This window comes from Pseudomonas sp. BGI-2 (assembly GCF_004310295.1).
Classification (GTDB): Bacteria; Pseudomonadota; Gammaproteobacteria; order Pseudomonadales; family Pseudomonadaceae; genus Aquipseudomonas.
Genome location: NZ_SISB01000058.1, coordinates 1 through 17,492, shown reverse-complemented (window position 1 = coordinate 17,492; position 17,492 = coordinate 1). Strand labels below are relative to the sequence as shown.

The 17,492-nt window shown below is 60.4% G+C and carries 17 protein-coding genes and 1 pseudogene; 11 read left to right on the top strand and 7 right to left on the bottom strand.

The window, feature by feature from the left end; genetic code table 11:
- Nucleotides 1–41: 41 nt before the first annotated feature.
- Complete coding sequence (locus EYC95_RS27795) at nucleotides 42–629, top strand: hypothetical protein (RefSeq protein WP_131063179.1); 588 nt, start codon at nucleotides 42–44, stop codon at nucleotides 627–629.
- A 3-nt stretch (nucleotides 630–632) separates the two neighbouring features.
- Here EYC95_RS27795 and EYC95_RS27790 read toward each other — a convergent pair whose 3' ends face one another.
- The 3 genes from EYC95_RS27790 to EYC95_RS27780 all read right to left on the bottom strand — a co-directional run bounded on the left by EYC95_RS27790 (nucleotide 633) and on the right by EYC95_RS27780 (nucleotide 3,655).
- Nucleotides 633–1,349, bottom strand: a complete 717-nt coding sequence (locus EYC95_RS27790; protein ID WP_131063178.1) for an alpha/beta hydrolase — start codon at nucleotides 1,347–1,349, stop codon at nucleotides 633–635.
- Nucleotides 1,350–1,559: 210 nt separating this feature from the next.
- A complete protein-coding gene (locus tag EYC95_RS27785; protein WP_131063177.1) occupies nucleotides 1,560–2,672 on the bottom strand; it encodes a succinylglutamate desuccinylase/aspartoacylase family protein in 1,113 nt (370 codons plus the stop codon).
- A gap of 203 nt (nucleotides 2,673–2,875) precedes the next feature.
- Entirely contained in the window at nucleotides 2,876–3,655 is a 780-nt protein-coding gene (locus EYC95_RS27780; RefSeq protein ID WP_131063176.1) for an ABC transporter substrate-binding protein, read from the bottom strand.
- A 246-nt stretch (nucleotides 3,656–3,901) separates the two neighbouring features.
- On the opposite strand from EYC95_RS27780, the gene EYC95_RS27775 reads away from it, so the two are divergent.
- Nucleotides 3,902–4,537: a type 1 glutamine amidotransferase gene (locus tag EYC95_RS27775; protein ID WP_131063175.1), complete on the top strand. Its 636-nt coding sequence runs from the start codon at nucleotides 3,902–3,904 to the stop codon at nucleotides 4,535–4,537.
- A 112-nt stretch (nucleotides 4,538–4,649) separates the two neighbouring features.
- On the opposite strand, the gene EYC95_RS27770 is transcribed toward EYC95_RS27775, so the two are convergent.
- Nucleotides 4,650–5,084, bottom strand: coding sequence for a rhodanese-like domain-containing protein (locus EYC95_RS27770; RefSeq protein WP_131063174.1), 435 nt, complete (start codon nucleotides 5,082–5,084; stop codon nucleotides 4,650–4,652).
- Between the two features lie 102 nt (nucleotides 5,085–5,186).
- Here EYC95_RS27770 and ftrA point away from each other — a divergent pair, with 102 nt between their 5' ends.
- Complete coding sequence (gene ftrA, locus EYC95_RS27765) at nucleotides 5,187–6,161, top strand: transcriptional regulator FtrA (protein ID WP_131063173.1); 975 nt, start codon at nucleotides 5,187–5,189, stop codon at nucleotides 6,159–6,161.
- A 124-nt stretch (nucleotides 6,162–6,285) separates the two neighbouring features.
- On the opposite strand, the gene cobF is transcribed toward ftrA, so the two are convergent.
- Together cobF and EYC95_RS27755 are read right to left on the bottom strand one after the other, a co-directional pair.
- Complete coding sequence (gene cobF / locus EYC95_RS27760) at nucleotides 6,286–7,041, bottom strand: precorrin-6A synthase (deacetylating) (protein WP_131063172.1); 756 nt, start codon at nucleotides 7,039–7,041, stop codon at nucleotides 6,286–6,288.
- Nucleotides 7,041–7,601: a histidine phosphatase family protein gene (locus tag EYC95_RS27755; RefSeq protein ID WP_131063171.1), complete on the bottom strand. Its 561-nt coding sequence runs from the start codon at nucleotides 7,599–7,601 to the stop codon at nucleotides 7,041–7,043. The genes cobF and EYC95_RS27755 overlap by 1 nt, the downstream gene beginning before the upstream one ends.
- Before the next feature lie 341 nt (nucleotides 7,602–7,942).
- Between EYC95_RS27755 and EYC95_RS27750 the strand changes: the two genes are divergently transcribed.
- The 8 genes from EYC95_RS27750 to EYC95_RS27715 all read left to right on the top strand — a co-directional run bounded on the left by EYC95_RS27750 (nucleotide 7,943) and on the right by EYC95_RS27715 (nucleotide 16,394).
- Nucleotides 7,943–8,797 (top strand): MurR/RpiR family transcriptional regulator, encoded by an 855-nt coding sequence (locus tag EYC95_RS27750; protein ID WP_131063170.1) that lies wholly within the window; start codon nucleotides 7,943–7,945, stop codon nucleotides 8,795–8,797.
- 2 nt (nucleotides 8,798–8,799) lie between these two features.
- Entirely contained in the window at nucleotides 8,800–9,444 is a 645-nt protein-coding gene (locus tag EYC95_RS27745; protein ID WP_131063169.1) for an isochorismatase family cysteine hydrolase, read from the top strand.
- Nucleotides 9,441–10,772 carry a glutamine synthetase family protein gene (locus tag EYC95_RS27740; protein WP_131063168.1) on the top strand — a complete coding sequence of 444 codons (1,332 nt, stop codon included), beginning with the start codon at nucleotides 9,441–9,443 and terminating at the stop codon, nucleotides 10,770–10,772. Before EYC95_RS27745 ends, EYC95_RS27740 begins: the two co-directional genes overlap by 4 nt.
- Nucleotides 10,756–11,508, top strand: a complete 753-nt coding sequence (locus EYC95_RS27735) for an N-formylglutamate amidohydrolase (RefSeq protein WP_131063167.1) — start codon at nucleotides 10,756–10,758, stop codon at nucleotides 11,506–11,508. The genes EYC95_RS27740 and EYC95_RS27735 overlap by 17 nt, the downstream gene beginning before the upstream one ends.
- Nucleotides 11,509–11,565: 57 nt before the next feature.
- The gene (locus tag EYC95_RS27730) at nucleotides 11,566–12,915 is read left to right on the top strand and encodes an APC family permease (protein WP_131063166.1); all 1,350 of its coding nucleotides are present in this window, start codon (nucleotides 11,566–11,568) and stop codon (nucleotides 12,913–12,915) included.
- A gap of 119 nt (nucleotides 12,916–13,034) precedes the next feature.
- A complete protein-coding gene (locus EYC95_RS27725; protein WP_131063165.1) occupies nucleotides 13,035–14,051 on the top strand; it encodes an arginine N-succinyltransferase in 1,017 nt (338 codons plus the stop codon).
- 61 nt (nucleotides 14,052–14,112) lie between these two features.
- Nucleotides 14,113–15,147, top strand: a complete 1,035-nt coding sequence (gene astA / locus EYC95_RS27720; RefSeq protein ID WP_131063164.1) for an arginine N-succinyltransferase — start codon at nucleotides 14,113–14,115, stop codon at nucleotides 15,145–15,147.
- 377 nt (nucleotides 15,148–15,524) lie between these two features.
- Entirely contained in the window at nucleotides 15,525–16,394 is an 870-nt protein-coding gene (locus EYC95_RS27715; protein WP_131063163.1) for an oxaloacetate decarboxylase, read from the top strand.
- A 150-nt stretch (nucleotides 16,395–16,544) separates the two neighbouring features.
- Here EYC95_RS27715 and EYC95_RS27710 read toward each other — a convergent pair.
- Nucleotides 16,545–16,848 (bottom strand): annotated as a pseudogene (locus EYC95_RS27710) (hypothetical protein).
- Nucleotides 16,849–17,492 lie beyond the last annotated feature (644 nt).

Genomic DNA, 17,492 nt, shown 5'->3' with positions numbered 1-17,492 from the left:
GATGATTGCGGCGAATGCGCGATCATCCCTGGAGTTTCCGAATGTCATTGTTGAGTAAAAAAGCCGTTGTCCTGTTACTGACGGCGGCCGCCAGCCTTGGGGCGTTGAATGCCTATGCCGCCAAGGCCACTGCCAGCGACAAAGCACCTGCACAAGAGGTCTCGATGCTCGGCGGCAAGTTCAAGTTCACCCTGCCCAAAGGCTTCATCGCCAACCCGTTGCCCGCCGGCGACGCGGCTGCCGGTACTGCCGGGGCGACGGGCACCATGTACACCAATGAGACCACTAAAACCGTGGTGATCGCCGCTGAAAACACCAACCCCGGTGGCGCCAACGTCAAGGACAACGACGGTCCGTTCCTCGACTCCGCTGCGGCCGACTTTGCCACCGAACAAGCCAAGGCACTGCCGGACTTCACCAAGCTCAGCGAAAAAAGCCTGACCCAGAAAGGTACCGGCCTAGGGCTGCGGCAGATCGACAGCACCGCCACCCAGGGCGGCGGCAAAACCCTCGACACCACACTGATGGCCGCGTCCAACACGCGCATGGCGATCGTTCAGGTGATTTCCCGCCTCAGCGACAATGGCGGCCACGAGACGCTGGTCAAACAGATCGTTACCGGCAAATGAGACTTACGGATTGAGGCGCTGCAACCAGGCGCTCAGATCCTGCATTTCAGTGGCGCTGATGCTGTGACCGACGCCAGGATAGGCGTGAAATTCAGGCTTGAGTGACAGGCTCTGCAACAGGCTGTCGGCCTCGGTGCCGTCGATGTAGGGCAAGCGTTTGTCTGCCGTGCCATGACCGATGAAAATTGCCAGCTTCTGGCGTTTTTCATCCGGTTTGAGCTCGGATTTCAGCACCGGCAGAATCCGCCCGCTCAACGCCGCAATCCCACCCACTGCCTCGGGATGACGCAACGCCACCTCATAAGACATGATCGCACCCTGGCTGAAACCCACCAGGAACACCTTGTCGGGTTCGGTGTGATATTTCTTCGCCGCCTGCGCGATGAAATCCAGCAGCACCTGGCCGCTGGTCTTCAGATCCTCGGTTTCACCGTTGTAGGCAGCGTTGCCCTTCTCGCGAAACCACTTGTAACTACCCTCCTCCATCACCATCGGCGCTCGCACAGACAGGAAGTTGTATTGCGCCGGCAATTCATCCTTGATGCCGAACAGATCCTCCTCATTACTGCCGTAACCGTGGAGGAAAATCACCAGGGGCTGGTTGCGGGATTCGGGGTTGGCCTGCTCCAGGTACTTGAGCGGCAGATCGGTGTGCAGCGGGGTTTCAGCGTGGACGGTGGCCGAGGCTAGCAACGTCAGCAGAGCGAGAAGCTTCAACATAAACCTTCCTTCATGGAGCGCAGGATTCGGGGGAGAGCCTAACACTGTGTGAGCAGCAGGAGGATTTGTGGTGCTGCTGATGCCCCTTCGCGAGCAAGCCCGCTCCCACATTTCATCTCGGCAGTAGACAGGATTTGTGTGCACAGGAGATTCAATGTGGGAGCGGGCTTGCTCGCGAAGAGGCCCTGTAAGGCGCCGAAGATTTCGCAGCTAATCGTTAATCAGTTTCCCAACCCGAATCACCTCACGCCCCGCCACCTTCGCCTGCCACGTTCCCGGCTGCGTGTACCGCCCGCGATCAATCGCAAACAACACACCACTGGTCCCGGCGGGCACGGTGGTTACGCGGTCGCTCAGCGGATCAACCACCTCAAACAGCGCATCGCCCTGCTCCACCCACTCACCTGAATCACGCAGAAAACTCACTACCCCATGATGCGGTGCGAACAGGTATTCGGTGCCCTCGAACGGCATGCCTTCGCAGCACTCGCTCGGTGCCGCAGGCCAGGTGCCGCTGATGAATCCCTGCTCGGCGAGGAACCCGAGAATCGCCTCGCAATTGGCCTGGGCCTGATCGACCCGGGTGTCGCCCATGCTGCCCAGTTCCAGCGTCGTCGCCAAGTTGGCCGGCGGAATTGCTGCCTCGGGAAAGGCCCGCGCCAGGCGCAACCACGGCGACGAACAGGACTCATCGAATGAACTGCCGCCGGAATCTTCACAGAGCAACGCCACCCCTGCCTTCAGGCGCGCCGCCAGGGATCGCCACTGCGGCCAGTGTTGCGGCAAGGCATACAGATGAATCGCCGCATCGAAATCGCAATGCAGATCCAGGGTGATGTCGGCTTCGCAAGCGTGGCGCAACAGCAAGCGGTGCATGGCTTCCAGCTGCGAGGCCGGGGCCGGCAGGTCGTCCAGGACCTGGCCCATGGTCTGGCGGATCAGCGCGATGTTGGCCTGCGCATCGTTACCCAACCGGTTGCCAATCAACTCGGCCACCGGGGCGCTGAGTTCGATGAACGAGCGGTTGAAGTTCTTGCCGCTGCCCAGTTCGAAGCGGCCCATATGGCTGCCTTGCAGGTGCTGGTCAAGGCCGATCGGATTGGCCACCGGCACCAGTTCGATCACACCCTGCAACTGGCCCCGGGTTTCGAGTTCGGCCAGACGCTTCTTCAACTCCCACGCCGTGCGCATGCCGGGCAACTCGTCAGCGTGCAGGCTGGCCTGGATGTAGACCTTGCGAGTGCCCGCGCCATAACGGAAAACGCTGAGGGTGCGTTCGGTGCCCAGGTGGCTCCAGGGCAGTGAATGGTCGATGCGTTGCATGGGAACTCCGATATAAGAGGCACTGAGATCACCTGTAGGAGCGAGCCTGCTCGCGATAGCGGTATGTCAGACAGCAAATTTTCCACTGAAAAATCGCCATCGCGAGCAGGCTCACTCCTACAAGGGATATCCATTTCAACAGAGAGAGCGCATAAAAAAAGTGGCAACCGCGTCAACGGTTGCCACTTTTTTGCACGGCGTGATTACTGGCCGTAAACGTCAAAGTCGAAGTACTTGTCTTGCACTTGCTTGTACTTGCCGCTGGCGCGGATTTCGGTGATGGCGGTGTTGAATTTGTCCGCCAGCTCGGTATCGCCCTTGCGCACAGCAATACCGGCGCCGCCGCCGAAGTACTTGGCGTCTTCGTAAGTCGGGCCGACGAAAGCGAAGCCTTTACCGGCGTCGGTTTTCAGGAAACCGTCGTCCAGGTTGACCGAGTCGGCCAGCAGCGCGTCAACGCGGCCAGAGACCATGTCCAGGTTGGCTTCCTGCTGGGAGCCGTAGCGAACCAGGTTGATACCAGCCGGCACCAGCACTTCAGTGGCGAAGCGGTCGTGGGTACTGGCGCGCAGCACACCGACTTTCTTGCCTTTGAGCTCGGTCAGCGGGTCTTTGATGTCGGTGCCGGCCTTCATCACGAAGCGCGCTGGGGTGTGGTAGTACTTGATGGTGAAATCGACGTTCTTTTTGCGATCGTCAGTGATGGTCATGGACGACAGGATCGCGTCGATTTTCTTCACTTTCAGTGCCGGGATCAGGCCGTCGAACTCTTGCTCGACCCAAGTGCACTTCACTTTCATCTGCTCGCACAGCGCGTCGCCGATATCGACGTCGAAACCGGTGAGCTTGCCGTCGGGTGTTTTCATCGAGAATGGCGGGTAACCGGCTTCGATGCCGATGCGGATCGGCTTGGCTTCATCGGCCACAGCGGTCAGGGACAACATCGACAGTGCCAGGGCACCAAACATCACTAGCTTCTTCATTTATAACTCCTGTGTGCGGAGGCTTTTATTGGCAGCTTTCGAGTGACTTTCGGTCGGTGAAGACCGAAGTGGCCGGCAGTCTAGAGCGGCTTTCACAGGGTAAATTGTGTTAAAGCGACAAATACTTATAGAAAAGTGGCCGGCCGATTCAAAGCCCTTGAAGCGTGCGCCAAGGCGGTGCATGGACTGTAGGACAAGCCCTTTTTTCAGACAAAACCTACACGCAAAAACTACAAGAGAGCACCGATGCCCACACTGAATCTGATCCAGCACCACCCCTCTGAAGGTCCTGGCGCCATTGCCGATTGGGCAGCGTCCCGAGGGTTGACGCTGAACGTCTTTCGCGCCGACCTCGGCCAGTTACCGCCGGTGAGTACGGCGCCTGTGATTGTGTTGGGTGGGCCTTATGAATCCAACGCCGGGCCGGCGTGGCTGGAAGCGGAACGGCAGTGGCTGGCGGCAAGCCTGGGTCGGGGCGCGGCGGTGTTTGCGATTTGTCTGGGGGCGCAGCTGCTGGCACTGAGTCTGGGTGGGAAGGTGCGGCGGATGGATCGCACCGAAACCGGCTGGACCACCGTGACGTTCGTCGATGGCCAGACCCTCAAGGTGCTGGAGTGGCACGAAGATGCAATCGACCTGCCACCCGATGCGCAATTGCTGGCCAGCAGTGAGCAATGTGAACAGCAGATGTATCGCATGGGGCCAAAACGGGTGGGATTGCAGTTTCACCCGGAGTGGAATGCGCAGTCGGTGGCGATGCTTAATGCGCACTTTGGAGATGAGTCACCATTGCCTCGAGGGCAACAGGACACCGCCGCTTACGCAGCCGTGAATGACTGGTTGCAGGCGACGCTGGATGGGTGGTGGGCAGCGGCAGATTAAAGAAGCAAGATCAAAAGCTCGCAGCCTCGTTTCACTCGACAGCTCCTACAGGTCTACACGATCCCCTGTAGCAGCTGTCGAGTGAAACGAGGCTGCGATCTTTTCCACTACATCAACATTCGCAACCGATGATGGTGGTGGCAGGCCGTTGCACCACCACACTCAACTCCAACCCCTCATCCAGCCACCCGGTCACCCCGCCGATCATCTCCTTGACCGGGTACCCCAGCGCCGCCAGTTTCACCGCAGCCTTTTGCACACCGTTACAGTGCGGCCCGGCGCAATAGACCACAAACAAGGTGGATGTCGGGTAGTCCGCCAGGCCCTCGGCAGTAAGCAGTCGTCCCGGAATGTTGATCGCACCCGGCACATGCCCGCGTTCGAATGCCAACGGTCCGCGCACGTCCACCAGGACAAAATCCACGTCGCCGGCCTGTTGGCTGCTGTACACGTCGGAACAGTCGGTTTCGAAGGTCAGACGGTTGCTGAAATGCATCAGGGCAATGGCCGAAGGTGCTGCGGGAATGGTGCGGACCAGGCTGGTCATGGGCTGTACTCCAAAGTCTTGAGTGGGTGTGAGAAGACTTTATCCGCCCAACGCTTGCGACTACAGTGGCGTACAAGACACTCACCGGGAACTTTCCGCCATATGCAGCCTAACCCTGGATTGGTCGCGATTCTGGCCTACGACGGCCTCTGTACCTTCGAATTCGGCATCGCCGTGGAGATCTTTGGTCTGGCGCGGCCGGAGTTCGATTTCCCTTGGTATGAGCACCGTATCGTGGCAGTGGATCAGGGCCCGATGCGCGCCATGGGCGGCATTCAGGTCCTGGCCGATGGCGGCATGGATCTGCTCGAAGACGCCCGCACTATCATCATTCCCGGCTGGCGAGACCGCAACGCGCCAGTGCCGGAACACTTGCTCGCCGCCCTGCGCCAGGCCCATGCGCGGGGTGCGCGGTTGCTGTCGATCTGCTCCGGCGTGTTTGTGCTGGCGGCGACCGGCCTGCTGGACGGCCACGGCGCCACCACGCATTGGCGCTACGCCGCTGAGTTGGCCGAACGTTTTCCGAACATCCTGGTGGACCCGGACGTGCTCTACGTCGATTCCGGTCAGTTGATCACCTCGGCGGGCAGCGCGGCAGGTATCGATGCGTGCCTGCACCTGGTAGCGCGGGATTTCGGCACCCAGGTGGCCAACTCGGTGGCGCGGCGTCTGGTGATGTCGCCGCAACGTACCGGCGGGCAGGCGCAGTTTATTCCTACGCCCGTCAGTCCAACGCCACGCAGCGATTTGTCCCGCGTCTTGCAGTGGGCGCGTGAGCGCTTGCATGAACCGCTGGAGGTTCGCGAACTGGCGAGTGAGGCGGCGATGAGTGAACGGACCTTTCTGCGCCGGTTTACTGAAGCCACAGGAATGCCGCCCAAGGCGTGGTTGCAGCATGAGCGGCTGGCGCGGGCGAGGGAGTTGCTGGAGAGCACGAATCAGAACACCGATCAGATTGCCGACCAGTGTGGTTATCGCTCGGTGGAGAGTTTTCGGGTGGCGTTTCGAGGGGTGGTGGGCGTGCCGCCCTCGGTGTATCGGGAGCGGTTTGGGCGTGGGATAAAAGCCATAATTTGAGGTGTATTTGAGGACCTCTTCGCGGGCAAGCCTCGCTCCTACAAAGGCACCGCAATACCTGTAGGAGCGAGCGGTGCGGCGATCCGACTTGCCCGCGAAGGCGTCCGCCCAGACACCGCCTACCTCAAGGCTTACGCAACAGGTAGGTATCCATAATCCACCCATTCGCCACCCGCGCCGCCTTGCGCACCCGCTCAATCTCATCCGCCACGTCCTTGAGCTTGCCGCTGATCAAAATCTCATCCGGCGTCCCCAGATAAGCCCCCCAGTAAATCTTTGTCTCCTGATCCGCCACTTGATGGTAGGAATCCTCGGCATCGAGCATCACCACCAGGCTGTCGGCGTCGCTCACCTGCCCCGCCGCCAACCGCCGGCCGGTGGTGATTTCAATCGAGCGGCCGATGCGATTCAGCGGCACCTTGTGCTGCGCAGCCAGTGCCTGAACGCTGGTGATGCCGGGGATCACTTCATACTCGAACGCGCAGCGGCCGGAGGCCAGTATTGCCTGCAAAATCCGCAGGGTGCTGTCGTACAACGCCGGATCGCCCCACACCAGAAAACCACCGCACTGATCGTCGGAGATTTCCTCATTGATCAGCCGCTCGAAGGTTTGCTGCTTGGCAAGATTCAGATCTTCGACACTGGTTTTGTAGTCCACATCCCCGCGTTCACGCTCCGGGCTGTGGGCTTCGACAAAACGGTAGTCGTGACCGGTGATGTAACGCTCGCAGATCTCACGGCGCAGGTCGATCAGCTTGTCTTTGCTCTGGCCCTTGTCCATAAGGAAAAACACGTCCACGAGGTTCAGCGCCTTCACGGCCTGCATCGTGATGTAGTCGGGGTTGCCGGCGCCGATGCCGATGACCAGAAGCTTTTTCATCAAATGACTCCTTCAAGCAAACGCAGGCGCCAGCGGCCGGTGAACCGCAACTCGATGGCCGATAGCGGTTCGACGTCGATCAGGTTGAACGCCGTAGCCTGCAACACTTGCGTCAACGCGGCGCGAATGACAAACGAATGGGTGATGGCAAGGATATGCCCCGGTGTTGTCTCAAGGGACTTGAGCCACTGCGCCACGCGCTCACCCAGTTGCACGACCGACTCACCGCCATGGGGCGCCGAGGTCGGGTCGTCGAGCCAGGCCTGCAGCGCCTCGGGCTCGGACTTTTGCAGGTCATTGATCCGCACCCCGTTCCACCGTCCGAAGTCGCAATCCCTCAGCGCCGAGACGATTTCAACGTCACTGCCAAACATCTCGGCCGTCTGCTGCGTGCGCAACTCCGGACCACAGAGCACCCGTGGCGCCCCCGTAAACTGACGGGTACGCGAACCCTTCGCCGATTGCCTATAAAATTCCAACGGCTCATTCGTAGGAAAACACGCCAATTTTTGTGCGACGGTTCGAGCGTGACACATCAGGGTCAAACGGGTTGCCTGCACGGATTATCACCCTGTCGATGAAATGGAAAACGGCACGATGCCGCAAATAATGACGCAATTGTGCCGCAAGACGCTTGATCCAGGGCGTTTCGTTTGAATCCGCAACGACGGGACGCGGGTTCATTTAACCATTGAAATTCGGCAATCTCTGACTCCCTTGTGGGCGATGGACTACAAGCCCTGTCGACTTCCGTGTAGCCCCCAGCGCACGGGCTTTTTGCCTCATTTTTGACGTTGGGAAAACCATGGAAAAATTTGCTAGACATGTAGCGTGCGCTACATAAATACTGTTTTAGCAATTTATGAAACAAAACCGACACACCCATCCAGCAGGAGCCCGGATGCCCACCCTTAGAGATCTGATCACCGATTCCGGCCTGGACCTTACGCCGTCGGAACGCAAAGTCATTCGCGCCTTGCTGGACCAGTACCCGCGTAACGGGCTGGGGCCGATGTCACGTTTGGCCGAACATGCCGGTGTCAGCGACCCCACCATCGTGCGACTGGTAAAAAAGCTGGGTTTCAGCGGTTACGCCGATTTTCAGGATGCCCTGCTCAGTGATATGGACCACCGCCTCCGGTCCCCCAGCGCCCTGTTGCAACTTCGCTCTCATCTTCAGAAAGGCGACGCATGGAGTCATTACTTGGCGGACACCCATCGGGCGCTGGTGGATACCCACGCGCTGACCCAACCCGAAGATGTGCGGATTCTAGTGGAATGGCTGCTCGATACCCGTCATCAGGTTCACTGCTTTGGCGGGCGCTTCAGCAGTTTCCTCGCCAACTATTTGCTTAACCATTTGCGCCTGCTGCGCCCGGGCTGTTTCGCCCTGGATGACAACGCGCAACTGCCGGACCGGCTGTTCGATGTGCAGCGCCAGGACGTGGTGCTGGTGTTCGACTATCGCCGCTACCAATCACAAGCCCTGCGCGTGGCCAATGCGGCGAAAAGCCGATATGCCCGCGTGGTGTTGTTCACTGACATCTATGCTTCACCGCTGCGGGAAATGGCCGACCTGATCATCAGTGCGCCGGTGGAATCATTGTCGGCCTTCGACAGCATGGTCCCGGCGCTGGCCCAGGTCGAGGCGCTGATTGCCTGCCTGACCCTGCGCAGTCCGGAGCTGGCCGATCGCCTGGAAGGCATCGATGCCCTGCGGACCGACTTCGACACCCACCTGCTGGAGGATAAATAAGGATGTTCACGCTCCCCCACCGTTCGCCCCGGGACTTACCGTTCACTGCCGATCACACCGCGCTGTTGCTGGTGGACATGCAGCGTGCCTGGCTCGAACCGCAGTTCGACCCGCACCTCAACGGACCGGACGGCGAATACTTCCTGACCCGCGCCCACATGCAGGTGGTGCCCAATCAACGCCGGCTGCTCAGCGCTTTTCGCAGCGCGCGGCAAAACGTGCTGCACACGATCATCGAAAGCCTGACTGCCGATGGCCGCGACCGCTCGCTGGACCACAAACTCTCGGACATGCACTTGCCCAAGGGCAGTGCGCCGGCGCGGATCATCGACGACCTGACACCGACAGAAAACGAAATCGTCCTGCCCAAGACCTCCTCCGGGGTGTTCAACTCCACCAACATTGACTACGTGCTGCGCAACCTTGAAACGCGGCATCTGATCATCGCCGGCATCGTCACCGACCAGTGCGTGGACATGGCCGTGCGTGACGCCGCGGACCGTGGCTACCTGGTGACGCTGGTGGAGGATGCCTGTGCGACCTACACGCCGGCGCGTCATCAAGCCTGCATGAACGCGATCAAGGGTTATTGCTGGATCACCGACACCCAGACCGTGCTCGGCCGGTTGCAGGAGATGCAGCCATGAGCGAAAGCCTGTCACCGCTGCCCATGACCACCATCGTCACCACCGACCTGATCGGCGTGACCCGCGGACGCTCGTTCCCGACGGACGAACTTGAACACTATCGGGCGGCGGGTTGCGGCTGGGTGCCGGCCAACAGCGCGCTGACCCCGCAAGACATCATCGCCTCCACCAACCCGTGGGGCGCTTATGGCGACTTGCGCCTGATTCCCGACCTGAGCAGCCGGGTGACGGTCAGCAATGGCCCGGATACCACGGCCCCGGCGCTGGACTTCATCCACGGCGACATTAACGAAACCGATGGCCGTCCTTGGGGCGCCTGTCCGCGAACGTTGTTGCGCAATGAAGTGCAGCGTTATCGCGCCGAGTTGGGCTTGCAGGTCAATGCCGCGTTCGAACATGAATTCAACCTGAGCAGCGACGCGGCTGATCAGCTGGCGTTCTCGCTTGAGGCTCAGCGTCAGGGTGCCGAGTTCGGTGGCTGGCTGCTCAGTGCCCTGCGTGCCGGCGGCGTCGAACCGGAAATGTTCCTGCCCGAATACGGCAAGCATCAATACGAAATCACCTGCCGCCCCGCCCTCGGTGTGGCGGCGGCGGATCGCGCGGTGAACGTGCGCGAGATCACCCGCGAAATCGCCCGGCAGATGGGCCTGGACGTGAGCTTCGCGCCCAAGACGTCCGAGCATGCCGTGTGCAACGGCGTCCATCTGCACGTCAGCCTGCTGGACCTGGACGGTCAACCGCTGATGTACGACGCCGGCACCGTCAATGGCCTGTCGACCCTCGGCCAGCACTGGGCCGCCGGCATCCTGCATTACTTGCCGGCGCTCTGCGCGTTTACCGCGCCGACACCGGTGTCCTACGAGCGTTTGCAGCCGCATCACTGGAGCGCCTCCTACGCCTGCCTCGGCCAGCGCAACCGCGAAGCGGCGCTACGGATCTGCCCGACGGTGAGCCTGGGCAGCAAATCCGTGGCGGCGCAGTACAACCTGGAATTTCGCGCCATGGACGCCACGGCTTCGCCGCACCTGGCCATGGCCGCACTGCTGATCGCCGGTCGCCTGGGCATCGAGCAACGCCTGGCCTTGAACGCGATCACCGATGAAGTCCCCGATTCCCTGAATGAAAAACAACGCCACGCCCGAGGCATCGTCGCCCTGCCCGCTTCACTTGCCCAGGCGCTCGAGTGCCTGCGCAACAGCGAGGCGCTGATCGAAGCCCTGCCGAGCGCGTTGATGGACACCTACTTCGCCCTTAAAACCGAGGAAATGACGCTGACGGACCAGCTGTCGCCCGCCGAACGCTGTGAGCACTATGCACGCCTGTACTGAATCCGCTGAACGCGGTCTTTTTACCGAGCCTGCGTACACCCTGAGCCGCGAAGACTCGGAGCACCCGTTGATTCTGGTGTGCGAACACGCCAGCCGTTTTATCCCGGCCGGGTTAAATGACCTGGGGCTGAGTCACGACGCGGCGCGCGAGCATATCGCCTGGGACATTGGCGCACTGGCACTGGCTGAGGGTCTGTCCCGGGCAATCGGGGCAACATTGCTGGCGGCCAATTACTCACGGCTGTTGATTGACCTCAACCGCCCGCGCCATGCGCCGGACAGCATCCCGTCGCAGAGCGAGATTTATCAGATACCGGGTAATCGTGATCTGGACGAGGCGACGCGCGATTACCGCCGCGAATGCCTGTTCAAACCGTTTCATGCCCGGCTGCAAACCTTGATCGACCAACGTATCGCACAAGGGCGACCGGTTCGGGTCGTCGGCATTCACAGCTTCACCCCGGTTTTCCACGGCCAGCCACGCGCGCTGGAAGTCGGCGTGCTGTTTGGTGAAGCCAAGGGCTACGCCCAACGCTTGATTGACGGGTTGAGCCAGTACCCCTTGAAGGTTGCCGGCGATGAACCGTACAAAATCAACCCGCGGGGCGATATGACCGTGCCGGTCCACGGCGATGCACGGGGACTGGAATCGGTATTGATCGAGGTGCGCAACGATCTGCTGCGCACCCCTGAAAACGTCAGTCGCTGGACCGCTTACCTGGCACCGCTGTTGTAAAAGAATCACGTCAAACTCGCAGCTCGTGGCTGCTTTCATCCCAAGGAGTAGGGCTTCATGGAAATAGAAGAATTCGGCTACAAGCAAGAGTTGAAACGTAGCCTGTCGCTGACCGACCTGGTGGTGTACGGGATGATCTTCATGATCCCCATCGCCCCGTTCGGTGTGTACGGTTACGTCAACGCCGAAGCGCCAGGGATGGTGCCGCTGGCCTACATCATCGGCATGGTTGCGATGCTGTTCACGGCCCTGAGTTACGGCAGCATGGCGCGGGCCTTTCCGATTGCGGGTTCGGTGTATTCCTACGCGCAACGCGGCCTCAATCCGCATGTCGGGTTTATCGCCGGTTGGCTGATGCTGCTCGATTACCTGCTGATTCCGCCGCTGCTCTACGTGTACGCGGCCATGGCGCTGAATCACCTGTACCCGGACATTCCCAAAGTCGGCTTCATCCTGGCCTTTCTGGTCAGCGCGACCTTCGTCAACCTTCGGGGCATCACGTTCACCGCACGCATGAACATTGTCTTCCTGCTGGCGCAACTGGTGGTGCTGGGGATCTTCCTGTTCTACGCCTGGGATGCGCTGCACAACGGCGGCGGCAACGGTCAGCTGACCCTGGCGCCGCTGTATAACCCCGAAACCTTCAACTTCGCCCTGCTGATGCAAGCCGTGTCAATTGCGGTGTTGTCCTTCCTCGGTTTCGATGCGATCTCCACCCTTGCCGAAGAAATCAAGGGCGACCCGGGCCGCAGTGTCGGCAAGGCGGCGCTGATCACCCTGTTGGTGATGGGCGTGATCTTCGTCGCGCAGACCTGGATTGCCACTGACCTGGCGGCCGGCATGGGCTTCACCTCCGCCGACACCGCGTTTTATGAAATCGCTGAAATCGCCGCCGGCAGTTGGCTGGCAACCCTGACGGGCGTGGCCACGGCTTTGGCCTGGGGTGTAGCGGTCGCCATCACTTCACAAGCGGCGGTATCGCGCCTGCTGTTCGGCATGGCCCGGGACGGCAAACTGCCGAAGGTGCTGGCCAAGGTTCACCCGAAACACAACACCCCCTACCTGAGCATCTACCTGGTGGCCGTGCTGTCGCTGGTGATCTGCTACCTGTTCATCAACTCGGTGGACACCCTCACCTCGCTGGTGAACTTCGGCGCGTTGAGTGGATTCATGTTGCTGCACCTGACCGTCATCAATTACTACTGGCGTCGGCAGAAGTCCGGCCAAGTGATCCGTCATCTGATCTGCCCGGTGATTGGCTTCATCATCGTCGCGGCCATCATGTACAACATGGGCGTCGATGCACAAAAGCTTGGCCTGATCTGGATTGCCTTGGGCCTGGTTTATCTGTTTTTCCTCAACAAGCTGGGCGCCAGCACGGTATTGCCCGACCCGAGCAACGGCTGACAAGAAAAAGAGCGGCGTCTGACAACAAATCAGGCGACCGCCGATTTAATGCGTGGAAACCGACAGTGATAGTCAGGTTCGGGACACATCGCCGAACCCTTTGATACAGGAGTACATCCATGCTGGTCTTACGCCCAGTCGAGTTAACCGACCTGCCCCAGTTGCAACAACTGGCGCGCGACAGTCTGGTCGGTGTCACGTCCTTGCCGGACGACACGGAACGCCTGCGGCTGAGGATTCTCGACTCCTGCACCTCGTTCGAGAGCGACGTTGAGGTTCATGGCCCGGAGAATTATTTCTTCGTGCTGGAGGATCTCACGGCCGGGCATCTGGTGGGTTGTTCGGAGATCCTCGCCACCGCGGGCTTCAACGAGCCGTTCTACAGCTTGCGCAACCGTCACTTCACCAGCGCTTCCCGGGAGCTGAACATCGAGCACGGTGTACCGGCCTTGTCGTTGTGCCAGGACCTCAGCGGCCACACCTTGCTGCGGGGCTTTCATATCGACACGGCGCTGGTGCGCACACGGTTTTCAGAGTTGCTGTCCCGGGCGCGTCTGTTGTTCATTGCCGCCCATTCGCGGCGCTTTTCCGAAGCGGTGATCACCGAGATCGTCGGTTACAGCAGCGATGAAGGGCAATCACCATTCTGGGATGCGCTGGGCAAGCACTTCTTCGACCTGCCTTACGCCGAGGCCGAGCGGCTTTGCGGTCTGCAGAGCCGGACCTTTCTCGCCGAACTGATGCCGCACTACCCAATCTACGTGCCGATGCTGCCCCAGGCTGCACAGGAATGCATCGGCCGGATCCACCCCGATGGCCAGGAGGCCTTCGATATTCTTGAGCGCGAGGGATTTGAAACCAACAGCTACATCGACCTGTTCGACGCTGGCCCGACGCTGTATGCACGGACCTCGAACATCCTCTCCATCGCCCAAAGCCAGACCGGCACGGCGCAACTGGTTTCGCCCATCGATGCGCTCGGCAGTTACCTGGTGAGCAACGATGCGCTCAAGGATTATCGCGCCATCGTCGCCGAGCTGAATGTCCAGACCGGGCAACCGGTGGGGTTGAGCGCCGAGATGTGCGCCGCCCTGAACGTCACTGATGGCAGCCCGATCCGGCTGATTGCCCTGTGAGCATCACCCGGCCCCGTGCCCAACGACAGCGCCCGAACTGGCGCGAAGAAGGAGCTGCATCATGATTGTCCGCCCGGTTCGCATCACCGACCTGCCCGCCTTGATGGATCTGGTGCAAACGGCCGGCCCCGGCTTCACCACCCTGCCGGCCAACGAAGAACGCCTGACGCACCGGGTGCGCTGGGCCCAGCGGACCTTCGCCGAGCAGGTCGAGCGTGCGGATGCCGACTACCTGTTCGTGCTGGAAGATGACGATCAGCAAGTGGTCGGCATCAGTGCGTTGGCCGGCGCCGTTGGCCTGCGTGAACCCTGGTACAACTATCGGGTCGGGCTGACGGTCAGTTCGTCGCCGGACCTGGGTATTCAGCGGCAGATTCCGACGCTGTTCCTGAACAACGAAATGACCGGCCAATCGGAAATCTGCTCGCTGTTTCTGCGGCCCGATCAACGCCATGGCAGTAATGGTCGGTTGCTGTCTTTGGGACGCCTGCTGTTCGTTGCCGAGTTCCCGCACCTGTTCGGCGACAAACTCATCGCCGAATTGCGCGGCAGCGCCGACGAACACGGCTGTTCACCGTTCTGGGACAGCCTGGGCCGGCACTTCTTCAAGAAGGATTTCAGCCACGCCGATCACCTGTCGGGGCTGGGCAGCAAATCATTCATCGCCGAACTGATGCCACGCCAACCGCTCTACACCTGCCTGCTCACCGAACAGGCCCAGGCCGTCATCGGCAAGGCACACCCGAACACGGAACCGGCGCTGAAGATCCTCAAGGCCGAAGGTTTTGTTCATCAGGGCTACATCGACATCTTCGACGCAGGCCCGGTGATCGAAGCCCCGGTCGCGAGAATCCGCACCGTGCGCGACAGCCAACCGCTGGTACTGGCCATCGGTACGCCTGACGAGCAGGCCCCGGTATGGCTGATCCACAACCGCCGCCTGGAAAACTGCCGCATCACCACCGCCCAGGCGAGGCTGGTGGGCAACAGCCTGATCGTCGACCGACTCACGGCCAAACGCCTGCAGCTGCAACCGGGTAATTCTGTGCGGGCGGTGTCGCTGCCCAATCAACAGCGACAGGCTGTTGCGGCGTAATCGTAATATGAAACCTTCCCCACCCTGTGGCGAGGGGGTTTAGCGAAACGTCGCACCGCCCCGCTGGGCTGCGAAGCGGCCCCAAAACTTGCCATCACTTTTTTCCTGGCGCACCGCGTTCTGCGATTTACGACTGTTGCGCAGCCGAACGGGGCGGTGCGACGTTTCGCTAAACCCCCTCGCCACAGGTAAACCCCCTCACCACAGACAAGTCCCTAGCCACAGGCAAACCCCTTAGCAACAATGGTCTGCGCCTATCTGAGCCGCCCCGCAAAATTCGTCATCATCTTCCCCTCGTCCGCGTGATAGCCTTTTGTTCCTTCGGCGTTGACACCTTTGCTCAAGCCTTTCCATTCCTTTGTATTGGTGGAACTCATATGTCCAGGCTTTCTCATCAAGATTTGCGCCGTAACTTCCGCGAGCTGTTTGCTTCCAACGCCTGCTATCACACGGCGTCGGTCTTTGACCCGATGTCGGCCCGCATTGCCGCTGACCTGGGGTTTGAAGTGGGTATCCTCGGTGGTTCGGTCGCCTCGTTGCAGGTGCTGGGCGCCCCCGACTTTGCCTTGATCACCCTCAGCGAGTTCGCCGAACAGGCCACGCGCATCGGCCGTGTCGCTCAATTACCGGTCATCGCCGACGCCGATCACGGCTACGGCAACGCGCTCAATGTGATGCGCACCATCGTCGAACTGGAACGCGCCGGCATCGCCGCCCTGACCATCGAAGACACCCTGCTGCCAGCGCAATTCGGGCGCAAATCCACCGACCTGATCGGGGTGGCGGAAGGCGTCGGCAAGATTCGCGCGGCACTGGAAGCCCGGGTCGACTCGGAAATGGCGATCATTGCGCGTACCAACGCCGGGATCCTGCCGGTCCAGGAAATCATCAGCCGCACCCGGCAATACCAGCAAGCCGGGGCAGACGGGATTTGTATGGTGGGCGTGCAAGACTTCGATCAACTGGAGAAAATCGCCGAACACCTGACCGTGCCGTTGATGCTGGTGACCTACGGCAACCCGGCCCTGCGCGACGACAAACGCTTGGCTGAACTGGGCGTGCGGGTGACCATTGACGGTCACGGCGCTTACTTCGCGGCGATCAAAGCGACTTACGACAGCTTGCGCGAGCAGCGGCAGATCTTTACCCAAGCCTCGGATTTGAGCGCTACCGAGCTGACTCACACGTATACGCAGCCTGAGGAATACATCCGTTGGGCGGAAGAGTTTATGAGTGTGAAGGAATAGCTGTCAGCTGACGTATTTGTAGCGACTGCAATGGCCTCTTCGCGAGCAGGCTCGCTCCCACATTGAATCTCAGTCGATCACAGGACTTGTGTTCACAAGAGATCCAATGTGGGAGTGAGCCTGCTCGCGATAGCGTCAGCTCAAACACCGCTATATTGCGGCTTTAAACCCCTCCTCCCGCTGCAACGCCCGCGCCTGAATCACACCCAGAATCGCGCACCCTTCGCGCATCAGCAGATGCACCGCGCCGGTTACGCGCGTCAAATCACAATCGGAAATACCTTTGAGGCCAAGGCTGGACAAGGTGTCTGCCAGATCGCGAACCACGGTAAAGCGATGCGCGGCGCAGGCGGCGAGGTCGCTGAGTTCTTTGTGGGTATTGATGAAGAGCACCGGGTTTTTCGGCGTCGTAGGTGTCGATGGGGAGGTAACGGGGCATGACTTGGTCGGACATTGGTGAAACTCCTGTAGTTAGAGCAACCACCATTCGCGGCCAAGCGAAAAAGGTGGCAGCCATACGCGGGTTGGCCGACCGGGCTACAGGACCCCGGCACACCCGGAGGTGTCCCGCGCACAGCCGCCATAACACAATGTTTCAGACGTTAATCGCCTGAACGGTGTCGGGTTAGCTGGCGTTCCTGTATCCGACCGGCCAAGGTCGTTCGCGAAGTTTTCCGCGAGTCCGAACTATAGGGGGCGATGCTGGAACGCGGCAACAGGGTACGTTGTAGGAAACGTCTTGGAAAGTTGTGCGCAGCTGAATCATCGGTCCCCCACGCGGTAGGAACGCAACTTCACCAACACCGAATATCCCTGTGGCGAGGGGATTTATCCCCGTTCGGCTGCGCAGCAGTCGTAATTCGCTGAACGTGGTGCGGCTGAAAAAACGCGATAGTAGATTTTGGGGCCGCTTCGCAGCCCAACGGGGCGGTGCGACGTTTCGCTAAATCCCCTCGCCACAAAGGCTCGCCCCTTGTATGTTGACCCTGATTCCAACGAGAGAGGTTACGCTTAAGGATTCATACAACAGCAAGTGCGTTTCTGGGGGAGGCCGATCGCTCCTGAAGGCAGGATTTGCTCCTGACCTTGTCTGTAGAG

What these genes read in the sequence shown, in the direction of transcription:
- EYC95_RS27795 (WP_131063179.1), top strand. Translation starts at nt 42, where the DNA reads ATGTCATTGTTGAGTAAAAAAGCCGTTGTCCTGTTACTGACGGCGGCC.
- EYC95_RS27790 (WP_131063178.1), bottom strand. Translation starts at nt 1,349, where the DNA reads ATGTTGAAGCTTCTCGCTCTGCTGACGTTGCTAGCCTCGGCCACCGTC.
- EYC95_RS27785 (WP_131063177.1), bottom strand. Translation starts at nt 2,672, where the DNA reads ATGCAACGCATCGACCATTCACTGCCCTGGAGCCACCTGGGCACCGAA.
- EYC95_RS27780 (WP_131063176.1), bottom strand. Translation starts at nt 3,655, where the DNA reads ATGAAGAAGCTAGTGATGTTTGGTGCCCTGGCACTGTCGATGTTGTCC.
- EYC95_RS27775 (WP_131063175.1), top strand. Translation starts at nt 3,902, where the DNA reads ATGCCCACACTGAATCTGATCCAGCACCACCCCTCTGAAGGTCCTGGC.
- EYC95_RS27770 (WP_131063174.1), bottom strand. Translation starts at nt 5,084, where the DNA reads ATGACCAGCCTGGTCCGCACCATTCCCGCAGCACCTTCGGCCATTGCC.
- ftrA (WP_131063173.1), top strand. Translation starts at nt 5,187, where the DNA reads ATGCAGCCTAACCCTGGATTGGTCGCGATTCTGGCCTACGACGGCCTC.
- cobF (WP_131063172.1), bottom strand. Translation starts at nt 7,041, where the DNA reads ATGAAAAAGCTTCTGGTCATCGGCATCGGCGCCGGCAACCCCGACTAC.
- EYC95_RS27750 (WP_131063170.1), top strand. Translation starts at nt 7,943, where the DNA reads ATGCCCACCCTTAGAGATCTGATCACCGATTCCGGCCTGGACCTTACG.
- EYC95_RS27745 (WP_131063169.1), top strand. Translation starts at nt 8,800, where the DNA reads ATGTTCACGCTCCCCCACCGTTCGCCCCGGGACTTACCGTTCACTGCC.
- EYC95_RS27740 (WP_131063168.1), top strand. Translation starts at nt 9,441, where the DNA reads ATGAGCGAAAGCCTGTCACCGCTGCCCATGACCACCATCGTCACCACC.
- EYC95_RS27735 (WP_131063167.1), top strand. Translation starts at nt 10,756, where the DNA reads ATGCACGCCTGTACTGAATCCGCTGAACGCGGTCTTTTTACCGAGCCT.
- EYC95_RS27730 (WP_131063166.1), top strand. Translation starts at nt 11,566, where the DNA reads ATGGAAATAGAAGAATTCGGCTACAAGCAAGAGTTGAAACGTAGCCTG.
- EYC95_RS27725 (WP_131063165.1), top strand. Translation starts at nt 13,035, where the DNA reads ATGCTGGTCTTACGCCCAGTCGAGTTAACCGACCTGCCCCAGTTGCAA.
- astA (WP_131063164.1), top strand. Translation starts at nt 14,113, where the DNA reads ATGATTGTCCGCCCGGTTCGCATCACCGACCTGCCCGCCTTGATGGAT.
- EYC95_RS27715 (WP_131063163.1), top strand. Translation starts at nt 15,525, where the DNA reads ATGTCCAGGCTTTCTCATCAAGATTTGCGCCGTAACTTCCGCGAGCTG.